This window comes from Streptomyces mayteni (genome assembly GCF_054783955.1).
In genome coordinates, this window is record NZ_BAAGPR010000024.1 from 25,219 (window position 1) to 45,983 (window position 20,765).

Consider the following 20,765-nt stretch of genomic DNA (forward strand, 5'->3'; position numbering starts at 1 on the left):
CCTCAGCCTGGCTGGGGGCCGGTGGCCACCGGCCGGCTCCGGTCGGCCGTCCAGCCGCTCCAGGAGCCCGGGTAGAGCGCCGCCACCACCCCGATCTCGGCCAGCGCCAGCACCTCCTGCGCCGCCGAGACGCCCGAGCCGCAGTAGACGCCCACCTCGGCGCCCGGCGCCACCCCGAGCTCGGCGTAGTGCGCCGCCAGCTCGGCGGCCGGCCGCAGCCGGCCGTCGTCGCGCAGGTTCTCGCCGGTCGGGGCCGAGACCGCGCCCGGGATGTGGCCGGCCACCGGGTCGATCGGCTCCACCTCGCCGCGGTACCGCTCCCCCGCCCTGGCGTCCAGCAGCACGCCGCTCCTGGCCAGCCGCGCGGCCTCGTCCGCGTCCAGCGTCGGCAGGCCGCCAGGCCGCGGCACGAAGTCGCCCTCGGCCGGGGCCGGCACCTCCTCCGTCAACTCGCCGGCCCAGGCGGCCAGGCCGCCGTCGAGGACTCGGGTGCGCTCGTGCCCGGCCCAGCGCAGCAGCCACCAGGCGCGGGCCGCCGACCAGCCCTGGCCGGCGTCGTAGACCACCACGTCACGGTCGTGCGAGACCCCGGCCCGCCGCATCGCGGTGCCGAACACGTCGGCGTCCGGCAGCGGATGCCGACCGGCTGGCCCGGCCGGCGCCGCCAGCTCGGAGTCCAGGTCCACGTAGACGGCGCCCGGCAGGTGGCCGGCCGCGTACTCGGGCAGCCCGGGCGGGCCACCGAGCTTGTAGCGCACGTCGAGCAGCACCGGACGCTCGTGCGCCGGGACCCCGGGGCCGAGGGCGAGCCCCAGTTCGGAGGCGGAGATCATTGCAGTCATGGCCCCATTCTCCCCGCGCGCGGTGGAGACTTGGGGCCGAGCAAGGGAGCCCCGAGGAGATGGAGCAGGATGACCAACACAGCGAGTCCACCAGTTCCCGGTACGCACCGCTGGGTGAGCCTGATGGTTCACGACCTGGCCGCGAGCCGACGGTTCTACGGTGGGCTCTTCGGCTGGGAGTTCGACGAGGGACCGTCACCGCTCGGCGCGTACATCAGGGCGCTGCGGGACGGCCACCCGGTCGCCGGCCTGGGCGAGATGGCGGGCGGGGTGCGGCGGGTCACGGCCTGGCTGCCGTACATCGCCACGAACGACGCGGACGCGACGGCCGCGTTGATCCGTGAGTGCGGCGGGACGGTGGCGGTCGGCCCACTGGACGTGGACCAGGTGGGCCGCCTCGGCATCGCGGCCGACGTGGGCGGCGCGGCGTTCGGCATCTGGGAGGGCGGCCCGCGGCGCAGCGGCCGCTACCACGGGGTCGAGGGGGCGGTGTCCTGGAACGAGCTGTTCGCGGTGGAGTCGTCGGGGGTCGGCAAGTTCTACGAGCGGGTCTTCGGCTACGACGTGGGCCCCGAGCCGGCGCAGCCGCCCGGCAGCGACTTCCTGACCCTCCGCCTCGGCTCCCGGCCCGTCGCCGGAATCCGCGGCGCGGCGGGCGCGTTGCCGCACGACCGGGGGCCGCACTGGCTGACGTACTTCTCGGTGGTGGACCTCGACGACACGCTGGAGCGGGTCGTGGCGCTCGGCGGCCGCCGGCGGACCGAGCCGGAGACCTCTCCCTTCGGCCGCTGGGCCCGGGTCACGGACCCAGAGGGCGCGCCGTTCGCGGTGATCGTCCCGACGAGGCCCTCCGGGGGCTGACCGGTTGGGGTTCTCCCCCGCCCTCCCGCCCCTCTTCGCGCTGCGCGCCAAGGCCCGCGGCCTGGGACCTGGGCGGCTGCGCCGCAAGCCGACGCTGCGCGCGGGCGGGGTGCGGAGGTCTCCCCCACCCACCCACCCCAACTTCGGCCCGGGCCCGAGCGGGCCCGGGCCGGCGCCGCGCACGGTGCGGGGGTTGTGCTCGGCAGGGCCGCCGCAGCGCGGGGCCCCGGCCCGGCGCTCCGCACCGGAGGGGCGGGCGGCAGCCCACGGCGGCTACGCCGCCGAGCCGCTGGCCCGCAGGCCCGAAGGGCCGAGGCGGCTCCCCCGCCCGACCCGCGCTCCGCACGGGCGGCGCGCAGCGCGGCCACTGCCGTACGGAGCACGGAGAGACCCCGCCCGGCGGGGCTGACCGGCCAGCGGCGGCTACGCCGCCGGACCCGCTGACAGCAACGAACCAGGGCCCACCAAGCCCACGGCGACCCCGCCGTTGGCCACTGCCACGCGCAACACGGCGAGGCCCCCCGCCGGAACGGCCGGCCTGGCCAGCCTGCGGCGGCTACACCGCCAGGCCGCTGGCCCGCAGGCCCGAAGGGCCGAGGCGGCTCCCCCGCCCGACCCGCGCTCCGCACGGGCGGCGGTGCGGGATGCGCGCAGCGCGGCCACTGCCGTACGGAGCGCGCGGAGAGACCCCGCCCGGCGGGGCTGACCGGCCAGCGGCGGCTACGCCGCCGGACCCGCTGACAGCAACGAACCAGGGCCCACCAAGCCCACGGCGACCCCGCCGTTGGCCACTGCCACGCGCAACACGGCGAGGCCCCCCCGCCGGAACGGCCGGCCTGGCCAGCCTGCGGCGGCTGCGCCGCCAGGCCGCTGGCCGGTGGGCCCGAAGGGCCGAGGCGGCTACGCCGCCGGCCGGCGGTCCGTTGGCGGCCGCGAGGCCGGCTCGGCGGCGTAGCCGCCAACCGTCGCGCGGAGCGCGCCGGAGAGGGCGGGTGGGTGGGGGGAGCCCCGGTGCCCAGCCCGGCGCGTCAGTCGGCCGCCACCACCGCGCTCGCCGGCGACGGCGCGGGCGTCGTCGCCGTCGCCGCCGTGCGGCGACGGCGGTGGTGGCGGCGGCACAGCACCTCGTAGCCGACCTCCGTGTCCGCCGCGCCGACGTCGCCGACGACGACCTGCGCGCCCTCCACGACCATCCGCCCGCCCTCCGTGCGGGCGTTGTGCGTGGCGCGCGCCCCGCACCAGCACAGCGTCTCGACCTGGAGCACCTCCACCCGGTCGGCGAGCTCGATCAGCCGTTGGGAGCCGGGGAAGAGCCGGGTCCTGAAGTCGGTCGTGATGCCGAACGCGTAGACGTCGACGCCCAGGTCGTCGACGACGCACGCCAGTTGGTCGACCTGCTCGGGCGAGAGGAACTGGGCCTCGTCCGCGATCACGTAGTCCACCCGGGCCCCGGCCGCGACGCACGCGGCCAGGTGGGCGTGGAAGTCGAACGCCTCGTCCGTCTCGGTCGCCTCCGTCACCAGGCCGAGCCGGGACGACAGCAGGCCCTCGCCGGCCCGGTCGTTCCTGGTGAAGATCAGCCCCCGCAGGCCGCGGGCCGAGCGGTTGTGCTGGATCTGGAGGGCGAGCGTGGACTTCCCGCAGTCCATCGTGCCGGAGAAGAAGGCGAGTTCAGCCAAGGGTCCTGCTCCCGGTTGTTCCATACGTCAGGTGCTCAGGTGCGTACTTCGAGGAGCGGCACGAGCTGCTCGGCCGGGGTGACGGAGCCGTGCATGCCGAGGAGCGCCGTCTCCCTCGGCTCCGAGGCGCCGGCGACCACGGCGGCGTTCCCGGTCATGGCGACGACCACGTCGCCGACGCGGCCCCGCACCCGCGGTTCGAGGTCGACGCCCGGCGGCCCGAACCAGCCGAGCTCGACGGCCTCGTCGCGGGTCACCACCCAGGCGTGCTCGGCGAGCACCTCGCGCCAGACGGCGTGCACGTCGGCTGCCGCACCCGGCACCGCGTACAGGTGGCGGGCCCGGCCTTCGCCGCCGAGGCGGGCGACGCCGGCCCGGAGTTCCCAGTCCTCGTCGAAGTCGAAGCGGGCCTCGGGGGTGGTCGGCACGTCGACCATGCCGTGGTCGGCCGTGACGTAGAGCGCGGAGCGGGGCGGCAGCCGCTCGGCGAGCCGGCGGGCCAGGCCGTCCACGTAGGCCAGTTCGGCGAGCCAGGCGTCGGAGGCCATGCCGAACCGGTGGCCCTTGCCGTCGAGTTCCGCGTAGTACGTGTAGACGAGGGCCCGGTCGGCGGCGGCGAGCCGCTCGGCGGCCAGGTCCATCCGCTCGCCCGCGTCGCCGCGGCCGAGGAAGGTGCCGCCGGAGAGCGCGACCTGGGTGAGCGGGGTGTGCTCGAAGTGCGGCGCCGTGACCTGGGCGGCGGCGACGCCGGCCGCGTGGGCGCGCTGGAAGATGGTGGGGTGCGGCTGCCAGAGCCGCGGGTCGGTCCACGGGTCCCAGCGCAGCTGGTTCATCAGCTCGCCGGTGCCCGGGTCGCGGACCTTGTAGCCGGCGAGGCCGTGCGCGGCGGGCGCGAGGCCGGTGCCGACCGAGGCGAGCGAGGTCGCCGTGGTGGCGGGGAAGCCGGCGGTGATGGGCCGGCCGGTGCCGGCCCTGGACGACGGGATCAGCGAGGTGAGGAACGGGGCCTGCTCGGGGTGGGCGAGCAGCGCCTCCCAGCCGAGGCCGTCGACCAGGAAGACGCAGACCCGGTCGGCGGGCGGGAGTTGGAGGCCGGAGGAGGAGAGGCCGGGGATGCCGAGGCCGGCGGCGGCGGCCGGCAGCACGTCGGCGAGCGATCCCGTCCCGTACTCGGGGGCGGGGGCCAGGCGTGGGTCGAGCGGCGCGGGTTCGTCGACCGGGCCCGGCCACGCGTCCCAGCTCCCCGGTCGGGGGTGGGTCACCTGGCGGCCACCGCGGTCGCCTCGGAGAGGGCCTGGGCGAACTCCAGGGTCTGCCGGACCGTCTCGGGGCCGTCGCCGGCCTCGCTGATGCGCAGCGACAGGTCGTCGGCGGTGCTGGAGCCCGTGTAGCCGTGGTCCGCCTCGCAGTTGGGGTCGCCGCAGTTGGCCGGCTCCATGTCGATCCGGGAGACGGCGCCCCAGCCGATGGTGAGCACCACCTCGCGGGGCAGCGTGCCTGGCACGTAGGACTGCGGGTCGGAGACGACGCGGCTCAGCACCACGGAGGAGATCCGGGACAGCTTCACGGACTCGGTGGAGGTGGTGGCGTAGGGGGCGGGGGCCGAGCTGTCGGCGGACTGCTCGTCGGTGTGGCTGACGATGAACCGGGTGCCGGTCAGCACCAGCACGGTGGCGTGGCGGCGCACCTCGTTGCTGTCGAAGGTCGTCTCCTGGTGGACGAGGAAGGACGTCACGGGCTCCCGGCCCACGGCCGCCTCCACCGCCTCCGCGACCAGCGCGGGGTAGTAGCCGCTGCGCTCGATTGCCTCCCGCAGCCCCTGGGACGTCGTACCGGTCTTCGCCATGCGCCCATCCTAAGGGGCACCTCCGACAGCGGTGAGGCCGTTGTCCGGTCTGTTCTCGGTGGGCGGAGCGCGCCGGGCGCGCGACTAGAAGTCGGGCATCCGGCGTGGGCCCAGGTCGAAGGCGGGCGCCGGGGGCGCCACCCGGATCGAGGCGCCGAGCACGGTGACTCCGTGTGGGGCGACAGCGACGGGTTCGAGCTCGACGGCGGCGATCTCGGGCCGGTCGTCGAGCAGCCGGCCGAGGCGCAGCAGCGTCTCCTCCAGGGCGGCGGTGTCGACGGGTCTGGCGCCGCGCCAGCCGAACAGCATGGGGGCCGCCCGGATGGCGCGGACCAGCCAGGACACGTCCCGGTCGGTGACCGGGAGCAGCCGGTGGGCCACGTCGCCGAGGAGTTCGGCGGGTGCCCCGGCCAGGCCGAAGGAGAGGACGGCGCCGACGGCCGGGTCGACGGTGGCGCGGACCACGGTGTCGACACCGCGGGGGGCCATCCGCTGGACGACGGGCCGCAGTTCGGCCGGTTCGCCGAGCTGGCCGGTCAACTCGGCGTAGGCGCGGCGGAGTTCGCCCTCGGTGGTCAGGTCGAGGCGGACGCCGCCCAGGTCGGGGCGGTGGCGCAGTCGCGGCGCGGTGGTCTTGAGGGCGACGGGGAAGCCGATGCGGCGGGCGGCGACCACGGCGGCGCGGGCGTCGGGCGCGGGGTGGGCGGGCAGCAGCGGGATGCCGTAGGCGGTGAGGATCCGGTGGGTGGCGGCCTGGTCGAGGGTGACGGTGCGGCGTGGGTCGGCGGCGGCGGCGACCAGTTCGGCCGCGGTGTCCTCGTCGATGTCGTCGAAGGCCGGCACGTGCCCCGCGTGGACGGCGCCGGCCCGCCACTCGGCGTGGCCGACGGCCTTGGAGAGGGCGCGGACGGCGCGCTCGGCCGAGGGGTAGACGGGGATGCCGCGGGTGGTGAGCGCGGCGGCGAGGGCGTCAAGGGCGAGTTGGGCGACGACGACCGGCTTGCCGGCGCCGGTGTCGGTGAGCGCGGTGTGCAGCGCCGGGGCGAGGTCTTCGAGCAGCCGGTCGGTGTGGTCGGCGGCGGCGCCCGGGGTCTCGCCGACGGTGGGCACCACGGCGACGACGACGGCGTCCACGCCCGGGTCGGCGAGGGCGGCGGCGAGCGCGGCGCCGAAGTCGGCGGGGAGCGCGGCGGGGCCGAGGCCGTCCGGGTCGAGCGGGCGGAGCCGGTGGGCGCGGCAGGCGTCGTGGGCGACGAGGCCGAACGCCTCGGCGTTGCTGACGACGGCGACGCGGGGGCCCTGGGGCAGCGGCTGGTGGGCCAGCAGCAGCCCGATGTCGAGGAGTTCGGTGGCGGTGTCGGCCTCGATGACGCCGGCCTGGCCGAGCAGCGCGGAGACGGTGGGCTCGGGGGTGTGGCTGGTGGGGACGGCGTGGCCGTGCGGCGGGAGCCCGCCGCTGTGCCGGCCGCCGCGCACCACGACGACCGGGGTGCCGGCGGCCGCGATGCGGCGGGCGAGCCGGGTGAACTTGCGGGGGTTGCCGACCGATTCGAGGTACATCAGGGCGACGTCGGTGGCCGGGTCCTCGTCCCAGTACTGGAGGAGGTCGTTTCCCGAGAGGTCGGCGCGGTTGCCGGCGGAGACGAAGGTGGAGAGGCCGCCGCCGCGCCTGGCCAGCTCGTCGAGCACGGCGATGCCGATGGCGGCCGACTGGGTGAAGAGCCCGATCCGCCCGGCGGCGGGCAGCCGGGGCGCGGGGCTGGCGTTGAGCCGGACGGCGGGGTCGGTGTTGATCAGGCCGAAGGCGTTGGGGCCGACGAGCCGCATGCCGTGGGAGCGGGCGAGGTGGACGAGGTCACGCTGCTCCTCCCGGTCGTGACCGGCGGCGAGCACCACCAGGCCGGCCACGCCGGCGGCGGCGCAGTCGGCGATGGCGCCGGCGACCCGGGGCGCGGGGACGGCCAGCACGGCGAGGTCGACCGGGGCGCCGATGTCCCCGACGGTGCGGTGGGCGGGGGCGCCGCCGAGCTCGGTGGTGCCCTCGGGCAGCGCGGCGTTGACGGCGTACACGGGCCCGGTGAAGCCGCCGGCCAGCAGGCCGGCGAGCACGGTGCGGCCGGCCCCGCCCGGGCGGCGGCCCACCCCGACGACGGCGACGGAGCCAGGGGCGAGGAGGCGCTGCACGGAGCGGGCCTCGGCGCGCTGCTCGCGGGCGCGCATCACGGCGAGGGAGCGGGCGGTTGGCTCCAGGTCGAGGGTGAGGTGCAGGGAGCCGTCGGCGAAGCTGCGCCGTTGGGAGTAGCCGGCGTCGGTGAAGACCTTGGCCATCCTGGTGTTGGCGGGCAGCAGTTCGGCCTCGAAGCGGCGGATGGCGCGTTCGCGGGCGACGGCGGCCAGGTGTTCGAGCAGCACGGAGGCGAGGCCGCGGCCCTGGTGGGCGTCCTGGACGAGGAAGGCGACCTCGGCGCGGTCGGCGGGCTCGGTGGCGGCCAGGCCGTGTTCGTCGATCCGGTCGTAGCGCACCACGGCGAGGAACTCGCCGCCGACGGTGGCGGCGAGGCCGACCCGGTCCACGTAGTCGTGGTGGGTGAAACGGTGCACGTCACGGTCGGAGAGCCGGGGGTAGGGCGCGAAGAAGCGGTAGTACTTCGACTCGTCGGAGACCCGCTCGTAGAAGGCGACCAGACGGTCGGCGTCCGCCGGGGTGATGGGCCGCAGGTGGGCCGTCCCGCCGTCGCGGAGCACGACGTCGGCCTCCCAGTGGGCGGGGTAGGGCGGCTGGGCGGGGGTCCGCATGGCTCCAAGCGTACGGTTGGGTCTGCCGGGACGGCGGCCCGGTCGACAGCACAACCGTTCCACCCTGTTCGAACCGAAGGGCACCATCATGGTTGAGCGCCGCGTCATCATCGGTTGGTCGGAGGGCCTGCACGCCCGGCCCGCCTCGATCTTCGTCCGGGCCGCGACGGCGACCGGCGTCCAGGTGACCATCGCGAGGAAGGGTGGCACCCCGGTGAACGCCGCGTCGATGCTCGCCGTGCTGAGCCTGGGGGCGGAGGGCGGCGAGGAGGTGGTGCTCGCGTCCGGCTCGGCCGACCCGGTGGCCGCCGAGGCCGCGATCGACCGGCTGGCGCGGTTGGTTTCCGAGGGGCTCGAGGAACTTCCCGAAACGGTGTGAGGCCGCCGGAGACGGTGTGGGAATGGCGCCGGTACCGGCGCTGAATTCCGGGCGACGAAAATTATCGGCCGCGAATTCGGCGATGGAATTCCCGACGCTTTCACACAGGTGTATACGGTCGCTGTTAATTCTGGCCGCGCACCGTGTTTACGGCAGGTTTCGGGATTCTCACGGCGACGGCCCTGACCTGTTTGCGCGCCGGCGTCGACCGCTCGAGCTGGGCCGCGGCGAGCGCCCTGGCCCGCTCCGCGTCGCCCCGGGCGATGGCGTCCACCAGGGCCCCGCGCTCCTGCCACTGCACCACGGCGCGGGAGAGCGGCTCGCTCGTGTAGAGCCAGGTGATCTTGCGGCGCAGCTGCACCAGCATGGCCGTCAACCCCGGGCTGCAGGTGGCCTGGGCGACCGTCTCGTGGAACCAGTCGCCGAGCGAGCGGAGGTCCGACTCCTGCCCCTGGCCTGCCCGCTGGCGCCCGAGGCGCACGAGCCCACGCAGGACCTTGAGGTGCGCCTCCGTGCGCCGCTGGGCGGCGCGCGCGGCGCCGAGCGGCTCCAACAGCGCCCGGACGTCGAGCAGATCGGCCGCCTCGCGCTCCCCCGGCTGCGCCACGCAGGCGCCGGCGTGCCGCCGCGAGGTGACGAAGCCCTCGGACTCCAGGGTGCGCAGGGCCTCCCGCACCGGCACCCGGGACACCCCGTAGCGCTGCGCCAGCTGCTCCTCGGCGAGCCGGGCACCGGGGGGCAGGACACCGCTGACGATGTCCTCACGGATCGCCGTGCATACCGTGTGCGCGGAGATACGCATGACAAACCCCCACAGCCATAGCCGGCTTCTGCCCTGTTGCATTTCCACCGGGTCACTCAACCGAACTGTATGGCAAAACCGCTGGAATGCCGATAGCACCCCTGGATAAGCGGCGCCTTTCGGACGTTTACCCGAAAGGTCAACGGCGTCGAACTGGCACGCGGACAGCACGCGGCCCCGGGGTCGAGGAGAACCCCGGGGCCGGCGGCGGTCGGCTTCGGCCGGCGGCTCAGCCGCCGATCACCGTCACCTCGCCGATGCCGAGCTCCCGCACCGGCTCTGCGATCTTCGCGGCGTCGCCGACGAGCACGGTCACCAGCCGGTCCTGCGGGAAGGCGCGAACCACGGCGGCCGACGCCTCGACCGCGCCGGTCGCGGCCAACCGGGCGTAGAGCCGGGCCTGGTAGTCGTCGGGCAGCCCCTCCTCGACCTGGTCGGCGAGGGTGCCGGCGACGGCGGCCGCCGTCTCGAAGCTGAGCGGCGCCACGCCCACCAGGAACTGCACCGCGGCGTCCCGCTCCTCGTCCGTCAGCCCCCCGGCGGCCAGGGTGCTCAGCACCTGGAAGAGGTCGGCGAGCGCCGGCCCGGTCTTGTCGGACTCCACCGAGCCGCGGATGCCGAGCAACGAGAGCCCGGTGCCGTCGGCCCGTGACTGCAGCACCTGGGCGAAGGCCCGGATGCCGTAGGTGTAGCCCTTCTCCTCGCGCAGCACCCGGTCGAGACGGGAGGTGATGGTGCCGCCGAGGCAGTAGACGCCGAGCCGCTGCGCCGCCCACACCGGGTCGTGCCGGTCGGGCCCGGTGCGGGCGATCAGCAGCTGGGTCTGCACGGAGCCCGGCCGGTCGACGATGACGACCCGGGCCGAGTCGTCGGCGACGGCCGGCTGCCAGACGGGCTCGGCCGGCGGCCCGCCGGTCCAGGCGCCCAGGGTCTCCTTGAGCACCGCGTCCAGGTCGATGCCGGTGAGGTCGCCGACGACCACCGCGGTGGCCGAGGCGGGCCTGACGTGCGCGTCGTAGAAGGCGCGGACGGACTTGGCGTCGATCCGCTCGACGGTCGCCGCCGTGCCCTGCCGGGGCCTGGACATCCGCGAGTCGGCGGGGAACAGGGTGTCGTAGAGCGCCACCGCGGCCCGCCGGCCCGGGTTGGCCAGCTCGTGCGGGATCTCGTCGAGCCGGTTGGCGACCAGCCGCTCGACCTCGTGCTCGGGGAACGCGGGGGCGCGCAGCGCGTCGGCGAGCAGCCGCAGCGCCCGGTCGAGCCGGGAGACCGGGACCTCCAGGGAGACCCGGACGCCCGGGTGGTCGGCGTGGGTGTCCAGGGTGGCACCGCAGCGCTCCAACTCGGCCGCGTACTCCTCGGCGGTGTGCCGGTCGGTGCCCTCGGACAGGGCGCGGGCCATGATCGTGGCCACGCCCTCGATGGCGGCCGGCTCGGCGGCCAGCGGGGCGGCCAGGTTGAGCTCGACGGCGATGACGCGCTGGCCGGGGCGGTGACTGCGCAGCACGGTCAGGCCGTTGGGCAGGGTGGAGCGCTCGGGGGCCGGAAACGCCCAGGGCCTGGGCTCGCCGCCGGTCGGCCGCGGGTGGAGTTGCATGCTGGCGATGGCGTCGCTCACTGGTGGTCGGCCCCTTCGGTGTCGTCGTCGGCCTCGGTCTCGTCCTCGTCGGAGCCGGTGGGCTCGTAGACCAACACCGCGCGGTTATCAGGGCGGAGCCGCGCCGCGGCCACCTCCCGCACCTCGTCCGCAGTGATCTCCAGGACGCGGCGCACGGCGGTGGTCACCAGGTTCGGGTCTCCGAAGAGCACCGCGAACCTGCACAGCTCGTCAGCTCGGCCGCCGACCGTGGCGAGCCGATCGAGCCACTCGCGCTCCAGCTGGGCCTGGGCGCGCTCGAGTTCCTCCGGAGTGGGACCCTCCTCGGCGAACCTGGCGAGCTCCTCGGCGACGGCGGTCTCGATGTCCTCGACCCGTGCCTCGCCCGATGTCTTGGCATCGAGCCAGCCCATCGAGGGGGCGCCGGCGAGCCGCATAAGACCGAAGCCGGCGGACACCGCGGTGCGGTCACGCCTGACCAACCGGTTGTACAGCCGAGAGGACTCGCCGCCTCCGAGGATCGTCAGCGCCAGGTCGGCGGCGTCGGCCTCGCGGATGCCGTCGTGGGGCAGCCGGTAGGCGGCCATGAGGGCGCGCGAGGGGACGTTCTCACGCACCAACTCGCGCACCTCCTCGCCGACGAGGTCGGGGAGCGTGCCGTCGCGCGGTGGGCGCTTGCCCTCCTGGGCCGGGATGGAGCCGAAGTACTTCTCGGCCCAGGCCAGGGTCTGCTCGGGATCGATGTCGCCGACCACGGCGAGCACCGCGTTGTTGGGCGCGTAGTTGACGCGGAAGAACTCCTTGGCGTCCTCGATCGAGGCGGCGTCCAGGTCGGCCATCGAGCCGATCGGGGTGTGGTGGTACGGATGGCCGTCCGGGAAGACCATCGCGGTCAGCCTCTCGAACGCCGTGCCGTAGGGGACGTTGTCATAGCGCTGGCGGCGCTCGTTCTTCACCACGTCGCGCTGGTTGTCGAGGGCCTTCAGGTCGAGCGCGGCGAGCAGGGTGCCCATCCGGTCGGCCTCGAGCCACAGGGCCAGCTCCAGCTCGTGGGCCGGCATGGTCTCGAAGTAGTTGGTCCGCTCGAAGCTCGTGGTGCCGTTGAGCGAGCCGCCGGCGGACTGGATGAGCTCGAAGTGACCGTTGCCCTTGACTTGTTGCGACCCCTGGAACATCAGGTGCTCGAAGAGGTGGGCGAGCCCGGTGCGGCCCGCGACCTCGTGCCGCGAGCCCACGTCGTACCAGAGGCAGACGGCGGCCACCGGGGTGAGGTGGTCCTCGGAGAGCACCACGCGCAGCCCGTTGTCCAGCCTGTGTTCGGTCGCGGTGAGCCCGCCGGCGGTATCCTGCGGGATGGCCGTGTGGCCCATGGGCGTGAGGTCCCTTCGCTCGGACGGTCCGGTTCTCTGTCGGATGTCCTGTCACCTTATGCAAGGTGAGCCGGGGTGTGCGATGCGATCGGCGGTTGGTACCCGGCTGTCGGTGGCGAGGTCCACAATGGTCGCCAGCACACCGTCCAGCCGTACGAAGGAGTCCCCGCGCGATGGCCCGCCGCAGTACGCCGACCCCGCCTCCGGAGGATTTCGAGGAGCGCATCCTCGACATCGACGTCGTCGATGAGATGCAGGGCTCCTTCCTCGAGTACGCCTACTCGGTGATCTACTCCCGGGCCCTCCCCGACGCGCGGGACGGGTTGAAGCCGGTGCAGCGTCGAATCCTGTACCAGATGCACGACATGGGGCTGCGGCCCGATCGCGGCCACGTCAAGTGCGCCCGGGTGGTCGGCGAGGTGATGGGCAAGCTCCACCCGCACGGCGACTCGGCCATCTACGACGCGCTGGTGCGGATGGCCCAACCGTTCTCGATGCGCCTCCCGCTGGTGGACGGCCATGGGAACTTCGGTTCGTTGGGGAACGACGACCCGCCGGCCGCCATGCGGTACACGGAGTGCCGTTCCTCGGCGGTGGCCGGCCTGATGGTCAGCGGGATCGACGAGGACACGGTCGACTTCTCGCCCAACTACGACGGCAGCGAGCAGGAGCCGGTGGCGCTGCCCGCCGCCTACCCCAACCTCCTGGTGAACGGGTCGAGTGGCATCGCCGTCGGCATGGCCACCAACATGCCGCCGCACAACCTGGGCGAGGTCATCGCCGCGGCCCGCCACCTGATCCGCTATCCGAACGCCGACCTGGCCGCCCTGATGCGCTACATCCCGGGGCCCGACCTGCCGACCGGCGGCCGGATCGTCGGGCTCGACGGCGTCCGGGACGCGTACCAGACGGGGCGCGGCACCTTCCGGATCCGGGCCACGGTCGCGGTGGAGAAGGTCACGGCCAGGCGGATGGGCCTGGTGGTCACCGAACTGCCGTTCACGGTCGGCCCCGAGAAGGTCGTCGGCAAGATCAAGGACCTGGTCAACGCGAAGCGGCTGCAGGGCATCGCGGACGTCAAGGACCTGACGGACCGTGAGCACGGGCTGCGGCTGGTGATCGAGATCAAGAACGGGTTCCACCCCGAGGCGGTGCTGGCCCAGCTCTACAAGCTGACGCCGATGGAGGAGACCTTCGGCATCAACAACGTGGCCCTGGTGGACGGCCAGCCGCTCACCATGGGCCTGCGGGAGTTGCTCGAGGTCTACGTCGACCACCGCTTCGAGGTGGTCAGGCGGCGCAGCGAGTACCGGCGGGGCAGACGCAGGGACCGGCTGCACCTGGTCGAGGGCCTGCTGGTGGCGCTCGTCGACATCGACGAGGTGATCCGGCTCATCAGGTCGAGCGACAACGCGGCCGAGGCGAAGGACGCGCTGATGGCGCGGTTCGAGCTCTCCGAGACGCAGACCCAGTACATCCTGGACACCCCGCTGCGCCGGCTGACCCGGTTCGACCGGATCGAGCTGGAGTCGGAGCGTGACCGGCTGACGGCCGAGATCGAGGAGCTGACCAGGATCCTGGAGTCGGACGCGGAGCTGCGCAAGCTGGTCTCGGCCGAGCTGGCCGAGGTGGCCAAGAAGTTCGGCACCCCGCGCCGCACCCAGCTCGCCGAGGCGGAGGGCGCCGCCGTCGAGGTGCTGCCGTTGGAGGTGTCGGACGACCCCTGCCGGGTGCTGCTCTCCTCCACCGGGCTGCTGGCCCGCACGGCCGACGAGCAGTCCGTCTTCGACGAGAACGCGCGCCGGGTGAAGCACGACGTGGTGGTCTCGGCGGTGCCCTCCACCACCCGCGGCGAGATCGGGGTGGTCACCTCGGAGGGCCGGCTGCTCAGGCTGAACGTGGTGGATCTGCCGATGCTGCCGCACAGCGCCGCCGCGCCCAACCTGTCGGGCGGGGCCCAGGTGGCGGAGTTCCTGACGCTGCGCCCCGACGAGCGGGTGATCTGTCTGACCACGCTCGACGAGTCCTCGCCCGGGCTCGCGATCGGCACCGAACAGGGCGTGGTGAAGCGGGTGGTGCCCGACTACCCGTCGAACAAGGACGAGTTGGAGGTCATCGCCCTCAGGGACGGCGATGTGATCGTCGGCGCGGCCGAGTTGCGCACCGGCGAGGAGGACCTGGTCTTCATCACGGACGACGCGCAGCTGCTGCGCTACCAGGCCGCCCAGGTGCGGCCGCAGGGCCGGCCGGCGGCCGGCATGGCCGGCGTCAAGCTGACGGACGGCGCGAAGGTGATCTCCTTCACGGCGGTGGATCCGGCGAGCGAGGGCGCGGTGTTCACCGTGGCGGGCGGCAGCGGCACCCTGGACGACTCGCTCGGCACGGCCAAGCTGACGCCGTTCGACCAGTACCCGCGGAAGGGCCGGGCCACCGGCGGGGTGCGCTGCCAGCGGTTCCTGAAGGGCGAGGAGCGGCTGACGTTCGCCTGGGCCGGCACGATGCCGGGTCGGGCGGCCACGTCGACGGGCGCGCCCGTCGACCTGCCGGAGCCCGACCCGCGCCGGGACGGCTCGGGCACGCCGCTCGGCCGGCCGGTCGCGGTGGTCGCCGGCCCGGTGTAGTGGCGGCCGGTCGACGACGGCCGGCGACTAAGGCCGCGGCTCGGGCTCCGGCTCCGGCTCCGGCTCGGTGACGTCCTCCGGGTCGTCGACGTACCGCAGCACCTCCCACATGCCGTTGCGCGCGGGGTCGGCCTCGGCCGGCCCCGCCGCGGCGCAGCCGGCCAGCTCCTTGCGCAACGCCTCGGGATCGATGCCGGCGCCGATGAGCACCAGGCGGGTCGCGCCGTCGGCGTCGGCCGCCGGGTAGAAGCGCAGGAAGCGGCCTACGGCGTGCAGTTCGTACCGCTCGGGGCGCGGCCCGGCGGCCAGGGTGACGAAGCCCTTGATCCGGTAGAGCCCGGCCGGCCTGGTGTCGAGGAAGCGCATCAGGGCGGCCGGGTCGAGCGGCGTCTCGTCACTGAACGCCACGCTGTCGTAGGCGGTGTGCGGGTGGTCGTGCCCCGCGCCGTCCTCGCCGTCGTTCTCGTCGTCGTGCGCCAGGTCGGCGAACGAGAGCTGCCGGAAGCCGGCGTCCGGCGCGTCGAGGCCGGCGCGGCCGGTGTCCCGGTCGAAGAACAGGCCGGGATCGACGCGGCCCCCGGCCGCCGGCACCACGGGGGCGCCGGCGGCGAGGTCGGTGAGCGCGGCGAGTTGGGCGCGCCACTCGGCCTCCGGGACCCGGTCGGTCTTGTTGAGCACCACCAGGTCGGCGGCGCCGGGGTGCCGGGTCCCGGCCGGCTCGGCGGCGTCCACCACCTGCACCAGGCCGCCGTAGACGATCCGCCGGTCCCCGCTGGCCAGGATCATCCGGACCAGGCTGGGAGGTTCGGCGAGGCCGCTGGCCTCCACCACGATCAGGTCGATGCCCGCGGCCGGGTCGGCCAGCCTGCCGAGGGCCGCGTCCAGGTCCTCGGTGTCCACGGCGCAGCACAGGCAGCCGTTGTCGAACGAGGCCATGGCGTCGACCTGCCCGGCGACCAGCATCGCGTCGACGGGGATGCTGCCGAAGTCGTTGACGACGGCGCCGATCCGCACCCCCTCACGGTTGCGCAGCAGGTGGTTGAGCAGCGTGGTCTTCCCCGCCCCGAGGAAGCCCGCCAACACGACGACGGGGATCCGGCTGGTGGTCATGGCCGCCACGATAGCCGTGGCGGCCGACCCGTTCGCGCTAGCGGCGGTAGACTTCGAGTTCGCTCAGCTGCCCGGCCGGCCAGCCGGTGTTGGCGCTGAAGGTGAGCTGGAGGTAGCGGACGGCGGTGCCGGCGGGCAGCGCCTGGGTGGTCTGGTTGCCGCTCGCGGGGTTGAAGGTGTAGCCGCGTTGCGAGACGAGTTCGGTGAGCGCGTTCGGCTGGTCGCCGCCGCGCACGGTGATGGTCTGGGTGCGGGTGCCCCAGGCGGCGGGGGTGGGCAGCCTGAGGACGAGCCTGCCGACCTCGGTGGCCTCGCCGAGGTCGACCGTCAGGGTCTGTGGGAAGGCGTTGTTGGCGCTCTCCCAGTAGGTCTCCGGGTTGCCGTCGACGGCCCGCTGCCCGGTGTAGACGTCGGTGTGGCTGCTCACGGTGACCGGCCGGCCGGCGGCCAGGTTGCGGTCCGGGTCGGGCTCCTGGGGCTGCTCGCCGGGCTGGGGCCAGCTGGCGCAGTCGGTCCAGGCGCTGTCCCAACCGCTGTTGCCACCGCCGTCGGTGAGGGTGAGCGGGGCGCGGTCGGTCGGGAACGGGCAGTTGTAGACGCCGGCTGAGCCGACGCCGGTCGCGGTCACGCCGCTGAACGTGGCGCGTCCGCTGGTCTCCGCCTGGACCACGACGGTGCCGACGTTCTCGATCCTGGCCCGGTCGACCGTCACGTTGTCGGTGGCGAGCCCGGTGCCGCTGCCCGAGACGAACTGGATGGCGCTCCAGGGGCTGTCGAGGATGGTGGTGTCGGTGATCCGCACGTTCGCGGTGATGGCGTGGTTGTAGGCGTCGACGCGGAGCGCCGACATCGGGTGGTTCCAGTTGGGGTTGAGCGCCCCGGCGCGCTGGAGCGTGTTGCCCTCCACCCGGATGGTGCCGGCCAGCGGGAAGAACGGCTGGAGGAACGCCTGGTTGGAGATGGCGAGGCCGCTGCCCAGGGCGTTGGTGTCCCGGACCAGGTTGCCGCGCACGGTGATGTTCTCGCCGCCGTAGATCGCGATGCCGTTGGCGAGGTTGGGCTGGACGACGGTGTTGTTCTCGAAGACCGAGTTCCGGTTGAGGGCCGGCAGGGACCACATGGCGAGGGCGTCGTCGCCGGTGTTGCGCACGTAGTTGTCGCGGACGGTGATGCCGTTGGCGTTGCCGTTGAGGTTGAGCCCGTCGGCTGCCATGTCGAGGATGCGGTTGTTCTCGACGACCAGGTTGTCGTTGGCGCCGGTGAGCCAGAGGCCGACCTTGAGGTGCTGGAGCCACATCCCGGAGACCGAGGAGCCCGCGCCGAGGTTGCCGTTGACGAAGTTGTCGGGGTGGGAGTCGACGCGCTCGGTGACGTCGCCGATGACGGCGAAGTCGCGGATGTGCACGTTGCCAGGCGAGGTGCCCTGGTTGATGAACCGTGAGGTGCGCACCACCGAGTGCCAGTTGCCGGCGCCGCGGAGGGTGACGTTCTCGACGTAGATCGGCTGGCTGAGGCGGTAGGTGCCCGGCGGGATCCACACGGTGCCGCCCCGGCCCTCGGCGACGGCCTGGGTGAACGCCTGGGTGGAGTCGGCGACTCCGGTGGGGTCGGCGCCGCGGCTGGTGACGCTGAGCGAGCCTGCGGGCTGCTGGGCGGGGGCCGCGACCTGCTCGAAGTCGGCGGTGTCGATCACGTAGGGCCCGGCGTTGTCGCCGGCGTCCACCTGGAGGGTGACCGTGGCGCCAGCGGCGAGGTCGCGGCCGAGCGGGAGCCTGCCGTGGGCGAAGAAGTGGTGGGTCTTCGAGCCCTGGATCCAGGGGGCGTCGAAGTAGGTATGGCGGGAGGTGACGTCGAGGCCGCGGTCCAGCTTCTGCCCGTTGACGTACACGGACAGGGTGCCGCTCGCGCCGTCCGGGATGTTGTAGGCGACGGTGACGGCGTTGGCGGGCGCGGTCAGCGTGAAGGTGACGCGCTGGCCGGCGGCCAGCCGCACCGCGCGTCGCCCCGACGCCTCGGAGGCGACGGTGCCCTGGGTGATGTCGGGGCCGACGGCGGTGCCGTTGTGCTGTGCGGCCTCGGCCTCCTGGGTGACGAAGGGGACGGTGGCGCCGGCGGCGACGGAGACGTCGTCCTGGGCGTCGGCGGCCCTGGCGGGCGCGGTGCTCGCCAGGGTGCCGAGGAGCGCGGCGCAGACGGCGGCGGCGAGGGCCACGAGTGGCCTTCGACCGGTGCGTGGTGGGGTCACGTCGTTCCTTCCGGTGGGGTTCGGCTGTGCGGTGCGGGAACGGTGCGTGCTGTGCTGCCGTGCTGTGGTGCTCCTGTGCTGTGCCGGGCGGCGCGGGGTCGGTCAGCCGCGCAGCCAGGCGGCGGTGTCCTGCGGCAGCCGGCCGGCGTCGTCCAGCGGGCCGGACGTCAGCAGGACCTCCGAGTGGGGCGGTGGCGTGGCGGGTTCGGCGGCCAGGTTGACCGCGCAGATCAGCCCGTCGGGCAGGGCGAAGGCGAGCAGTCCCGGCGCGGTGGGCAGCCAGCGCAGCCCGTCGGCGGCGGTCGGCGGGCCGGCGCGGCGCAGCCGGAGCGCGGTGCGGTAGAGGTTGAGCATGGAGTCGGGGTCGGCCGCCTGCCGGTCCACGGTGTAGGGCGCCCAGTCGGCTGGCTGCGGCAGCCAGGTGGCGGCACCGCCGAAGCCGTAGGGGGGTTCGGTGCCCTCCCAGGGCAGCGGCACCCGGCAGCCGTCGCGGCCCGGGTCGATCCCGCCCGACCGGTCGTGCATCGGGTCGAGAATGCGGTCGCGCGGGATCTCGGCCTCCGGCAGGCCGCGTTCCTCGCCCTGGTAGAGGTAGACGGCGCCCGGCAGGGCGAGGGTGAGCAGCGCGGCGGCCCTGGCGCGGCGGGTGCCGAGGGCCGGATCGGTGGGGGTGCCGAAGCGCTTGGCGGCGAAGTCGAACCCGGTGTCGGCGCGGCCGTAGCGGGTGACGGTGCGGGTCACGTCGTGGTTGCTGAGCACCCAGGTGGCGGGGGCGCCGACGCCGGCGTGCGCGGCGAGCGTCGCGTCGATGGAGCGGCGCAGCCGGTCGGGGTCCCAGGGACAGGCGAGGAAGTCGAAGTTGAAGGCGGTGTGCAGCTCGTCGGGGCGCAGGTAGCGGGCGAAGCGCTCGACGTCCGGCAGCCAGAGTTCGCCGATCAGCACGCCGCCGTAGTGGTCGGCGACGGCCCGCCAGGAGCGGTAGACGTCGTGCAGCTCGTCCCGGTCCACGTAGGGGTGCGGGTCGTGCTCGGGGTCGAAGTCCGGGAGTTCCGGGTCCTTGGCGAGCAGCGCCGCGGAGTCGATCCGGATGCCGGCGGCGCCGCGTTCGAACCAGAACCGCAGCACGTCCTCGTGCTCGGCGCGGACGTCGGGGTGCGACCAGTCGAGGTCGGGCTGGCCGGGCGCGAACAGGTGCAGGTACCACTCGCCCGGGGTGCCGTCGGGTTCGGTGGTGCGGCTCCAGGCGGGGCCGCCGAACTCGGACCGCCAGGCGTTGGGCGGCCGTTCGCCGCCCGGGCCGCGCCCGGGGCGGAAGTGGAAGCGGGCCCGCTCGGCGCTGCCGGGCGGCGCGGCGAGCGCGGCCCGGAACCAGGGGTGCTCGGCGGAGACGTGGTTGGGGACGACGTCCACGATGGTGCGGAGGCCGAGCCGGTCGGCCTCGGTGATCAGCTTCTCGGCCTCGGCCAGGGTGCCGAACGCGGGGTCGATGGCGCGGTAGTCCGCGACGTCGTAGCCGCCGTCCGCGAGTGGCGAGACGTACCAGGGGGTGAACCACAGCGCCTCGACGCCGAGGTCGGCCAGGTAGGGCAGTCTGGCCCGGACGCCGGCCAGGTCGCCGGTTCCGTCGCCGTCGCCGTCGGCGAAGCTGCGGATGTACACCTGGTAGATGGCGGCGCTGCCCCACCAGTCGCTGGCTTGGTGCGGCACGGAGTGAGGTTCCTTTCCGGTGATCGCTCAGCCCTTGAGTCCGCCGGCGGTCAGGCCGGCGACGATGTGGCGCTGGAAGACCAGGAAGAGCACGATCAGGGGGATGCTGGCCAGGACGAGCCCGGCGATGAGCAGATTGAGCGAGGTGCTGTCGGAGATCCGTTGGAGGTAGACGGTGATGGGTTGCCTGGCCGGGTCGGGCAGCACCACGAGGGGCCACAGGAAGTCGCGCCAGAGCGCGGTGACGGAGAGGATCGACACCACGGCGATGATCGGGCGGGAGAGCGGCAGCACGATCCGCCGGAACACGGCGAGCGGTCCGGCGCCGTCGATGCGCGCCGCGTCCAGGAGTTCGCCTGGTATCCGGTCGAAGAAGTTCTTGAGGACGTAGATGTTGAACGCGTTGGCGGCGGCCGGCAGCCAGACCGCGGCGGGGTTGTTGACCAGGTTGAGGCCGACCAGCGGCACGTCGGTGACGGTCAGGTAGGTCGGCACGAGCAGCACGGTGGCCGGGACCATGAGGGTGACCAGCATCAGCCCGAGCAGCAGGCCGCCGAACCGCGGCCGGAGGCGGGAGAGCGCGTAGGCGGCCGGCAGTTGGATCGCGAGCCCGAGTAGCCAGGCGCCGCCGATGAGGGTGAGGGTGTTGCCGAAGTAGCGCGCGAGGTCGAGCCGGTTCCAGGCGTCCGCGTAGGTGTCCGGGTGCCACTCCTCCGGCACGTACGTGGGCGGGTTCCTGGCGAGCTCAGGCGAGCTCTTCATGCCGCCGGTCACCATCCAGTAGAGCGGGATGACGAAGGCCAGGGTGAACAGCAGGAGGGTGACGGTGAACAGGGACCAGTAGACGAGCCGGCCGCGGCGCGTCCTGAGGGCGGCCGGGCGGACCAGGGTGCGCATGGACGACCTCCCG

Annotated in this window: 15 protein-coding genes; 3 read left to right on the forward strand and 12 right to left on the reverse strand. The window is 74.1% G+C overall.

The features are described from left to right. Window positions 1-2: 2 nt before the first annotated feature. A complete protein-coding gene (locus ACYVPE_RS13740) occupies window positions 3-842 on the reverse strand; it encodes a sulfurtransferase (RefSeq protein ID WP_461033821.1) in 840 nt (279 codons plus the stop codon). Between the two features lie 123 nt (window positions 843-965). Here ACYVPE_RS13740 and ACYVPE_RS13745 point away from each other — a divergent pair, with 123 nt between their 5' ends. Further along, the gene (locus tag ACYVPE_RS13745) at window positions 966-1,703 is read left to right on the forward strand and encodes a VOC family protein (RefSeq protein WP_461033866.1); all 738 of its coding nucleotides are present in this window, start codon (window positions 966-968) and stop codon (window positions 1,701-1,703) included. 1,028 nt (window positions 1,704-2,731) lie between these two features. Here the strand turns inward: ACYVPE_RS13745 and ACYVPE_RS13750 are convergent. The 4 genes from ACYVPE_RS13750 to ACYVPE_RS13765 all read right to left on the reverse strand — a co-directional run bounded on the left by ACYVPE_RS13750 (window position 2,732) and on the right by ACYVPE_RS13765 (window position 8,024). Continuing rightward, the gene (locus ACYVPE_RS13750) at window positions 2,732-3,382 is read right to left on the reverse strand and encodes a thymidine kinase (protein ID WP_461033822.1); all 651 of its coding nucleotides are present in this window, start codon (window positions 3,380-3,382) and stop codon (window positions 2,732-2,734) included. Window positions 3,383-3,417: 35 nt separating this feature from the next. After that, window positions 3,418-4,644: an alkaline phosphatase family protein gene (locus ACYVPE_RS13755; RefSeq protein ID WP_461033823.1), complete on the reverse strand. Its 1,227-nt coding sequence runs from the start codon at window positions 4,642-4,644 to the stop codon at window positions 3,418-3,420. Then, a complete protein-coding gene (locus tag ACYVPE_RS13760; protein ID WP_461033824.1) occupies window positions 4,641-5,228 on the reverse strand; it encodes a DUF5998 family protein in 588 nt (195 codons plus the stop codon). The genes ACYVPE_RS13755 and ACYVPE_RS13760 overlap by 4 nt, the downstream gene beginning before the upstream one ends. A gap of 84 nt (window positions 5,229-5,312) precedes the next feature. Next, complete coding sequence (locus ACYVPE_RS13765) at window positions 5,313-8,024, reverse strand: bifunctional acetate--CoA ligase family protein/GNAT family N-acetyltransferase (RefSeq protein WP_461033825.1); 2,712 nt, start codon at window positions 8,022-8,024, stop codon at window positions 5,313-5,315. Window positions 8,025-8,112: 88 nt separating this feature from the next. On the opposite strand from ACYVPE_RS13765, the gene ACYVPE_RS13770 reads away from it, so the two are divergent. Continuing rightward, a complete protein-coding gene (locus ACYVPE_RS13770; RefSeq protein WP_461033826.1) occupies window positions 8,113-8,403 on the forward strand; it encodes an HPr family phosphocarrier protein in 291 nt (96 codons plus the stop codon). A gap of 124 nt (window positions 8,404-8,527) precedes the next feature. Here the strand turns inward: ACYVPE_RS13770 and ACYVPE_RS13775 are convergent, their stop codons facing one another. The 3 genes from ACYVPE_RS13775 to ACYVPE_RS13785 all read right to left on the reverse strand — a co-directional run bounded on the left by ACYVPE_RS13775 (window position 8,528) and on the right by ACYVPE_RS13785 (window position 12,172). After that, window positions 8,528-9,205 carry a GntR family transcriptional regulator gene (locus tag ACYVPE_RS13775; protein ID WP_461033827.1) on the reverse strand — a complete coding sequence of 226 codons (678 nt, stop codon included), beginning with the start codon at window positions 9,203-9,205 and terminating at the stop codon, window positions 8,528-8,530. A 229-nt stretch (window positions 9,206-9,434) separates the two neighbouring features. Then, window positions 9,435-10,802, reverse strand: coding sequence for a M16 family metallopeptidase (locus tag ACYVPE_RS13780; protein WP_461033867.1), 1,368 nt, complete (start codon window positions 10,800-10,802; stop codon window positions 9,435-9,437). Window positions 10,803-10,819: 17 nt separating this feature from the next. Then, complete coding sequence (locus tag ACYVPE_RS13785; protein ID WP_461033828.1) at window positions 10,820-12,172, reverse strand: M16 family metallopeptidase; 1,353 nt, start codon at window positions 12,170-12,172, stop codon at window positions 10,820-10,822. A gap of 173 nt (window positions 12,173-12,345) precedes the next feature. Here ACYVPE_RS13785 and ACYVPE_RS13790 point away from each other — a divergent pair, with 173 nt between their 5' ends. Then, window positions 12,346-14,793, forward strand: coding sequence for a DNA gyrase/topoisomerase IV subunit A (locus ACYVPE_RS13790; protein WP_461033829.1), 2,448 nt, complete (start codon window positions 12,346-12,348; stop codon window positions 14,791-14,793). A gap of 27 nt (window positions 14,794-14,820) precedes the next feature. Here ACYVPE_RS13790 and ACYVPE_RS13795 read toward each other — a convergent pair whose 3' ends face one another. The 4 genes from ACYVPE_RS13795 to ACYVPE_RS13810 form a co-directional block, all read right to left on the reverse strand. Next, window positions 14,821-15,903, reverse strand: coding sequence for a CobW family GTP-binding protein (locus tag ACYVPE_RS13795; RefSeq protein WP_461033830.1), 1,083 nt, complete (start codon window positions 15,901-15,903; stop codon window positions 14,821-14,823). A 37-nt stretch (window positions 15,904-15,940) separates the two neighbouring features. Beyond that, window positions 15,941-18,148, reverse strand: a complete 2,208-nt coding sequence (locus tag ACYVPE_RS13800; RefSeq protein ID WP_461033831.1) for a glycosyl hydrolase family 28-related protein — start codon at window positions 18,146-18,148, stop codon at window positions 15,941-15,943. A 102-nt stretch (window positions 18,149-18,250) separates the two neighbouring features. Further along, window positions 18,251-19,855 carry a glycoside hydrolase family 13 protein gene (locus ACYVPE_RS13805; RefSeq protein WP_461033832.1) on the reverse strand — a complete coding sequence of 535 codons (1,605 nt, stop codon included), beginning with the start codon at window positions 19,853-19,855 and terminating at the stop codon, window positions 18,251-18,253. Between the two features lie 27 nt (window positions 19,856-19,882). Further along, on the reverse strand, window positions 19,883-20,752 hold the full coding sequence (locus ACYVPE_RS13810; RefSeq protein WP_461033833.1) for a carbohydrate ABC transporter permease: 870 nt from the start codon (window positions 20,750-20,752) through the stop codon (window positions 19,883-19,885). Window positions 20,753-20,765: the final 13 nt, after the last annotated feature.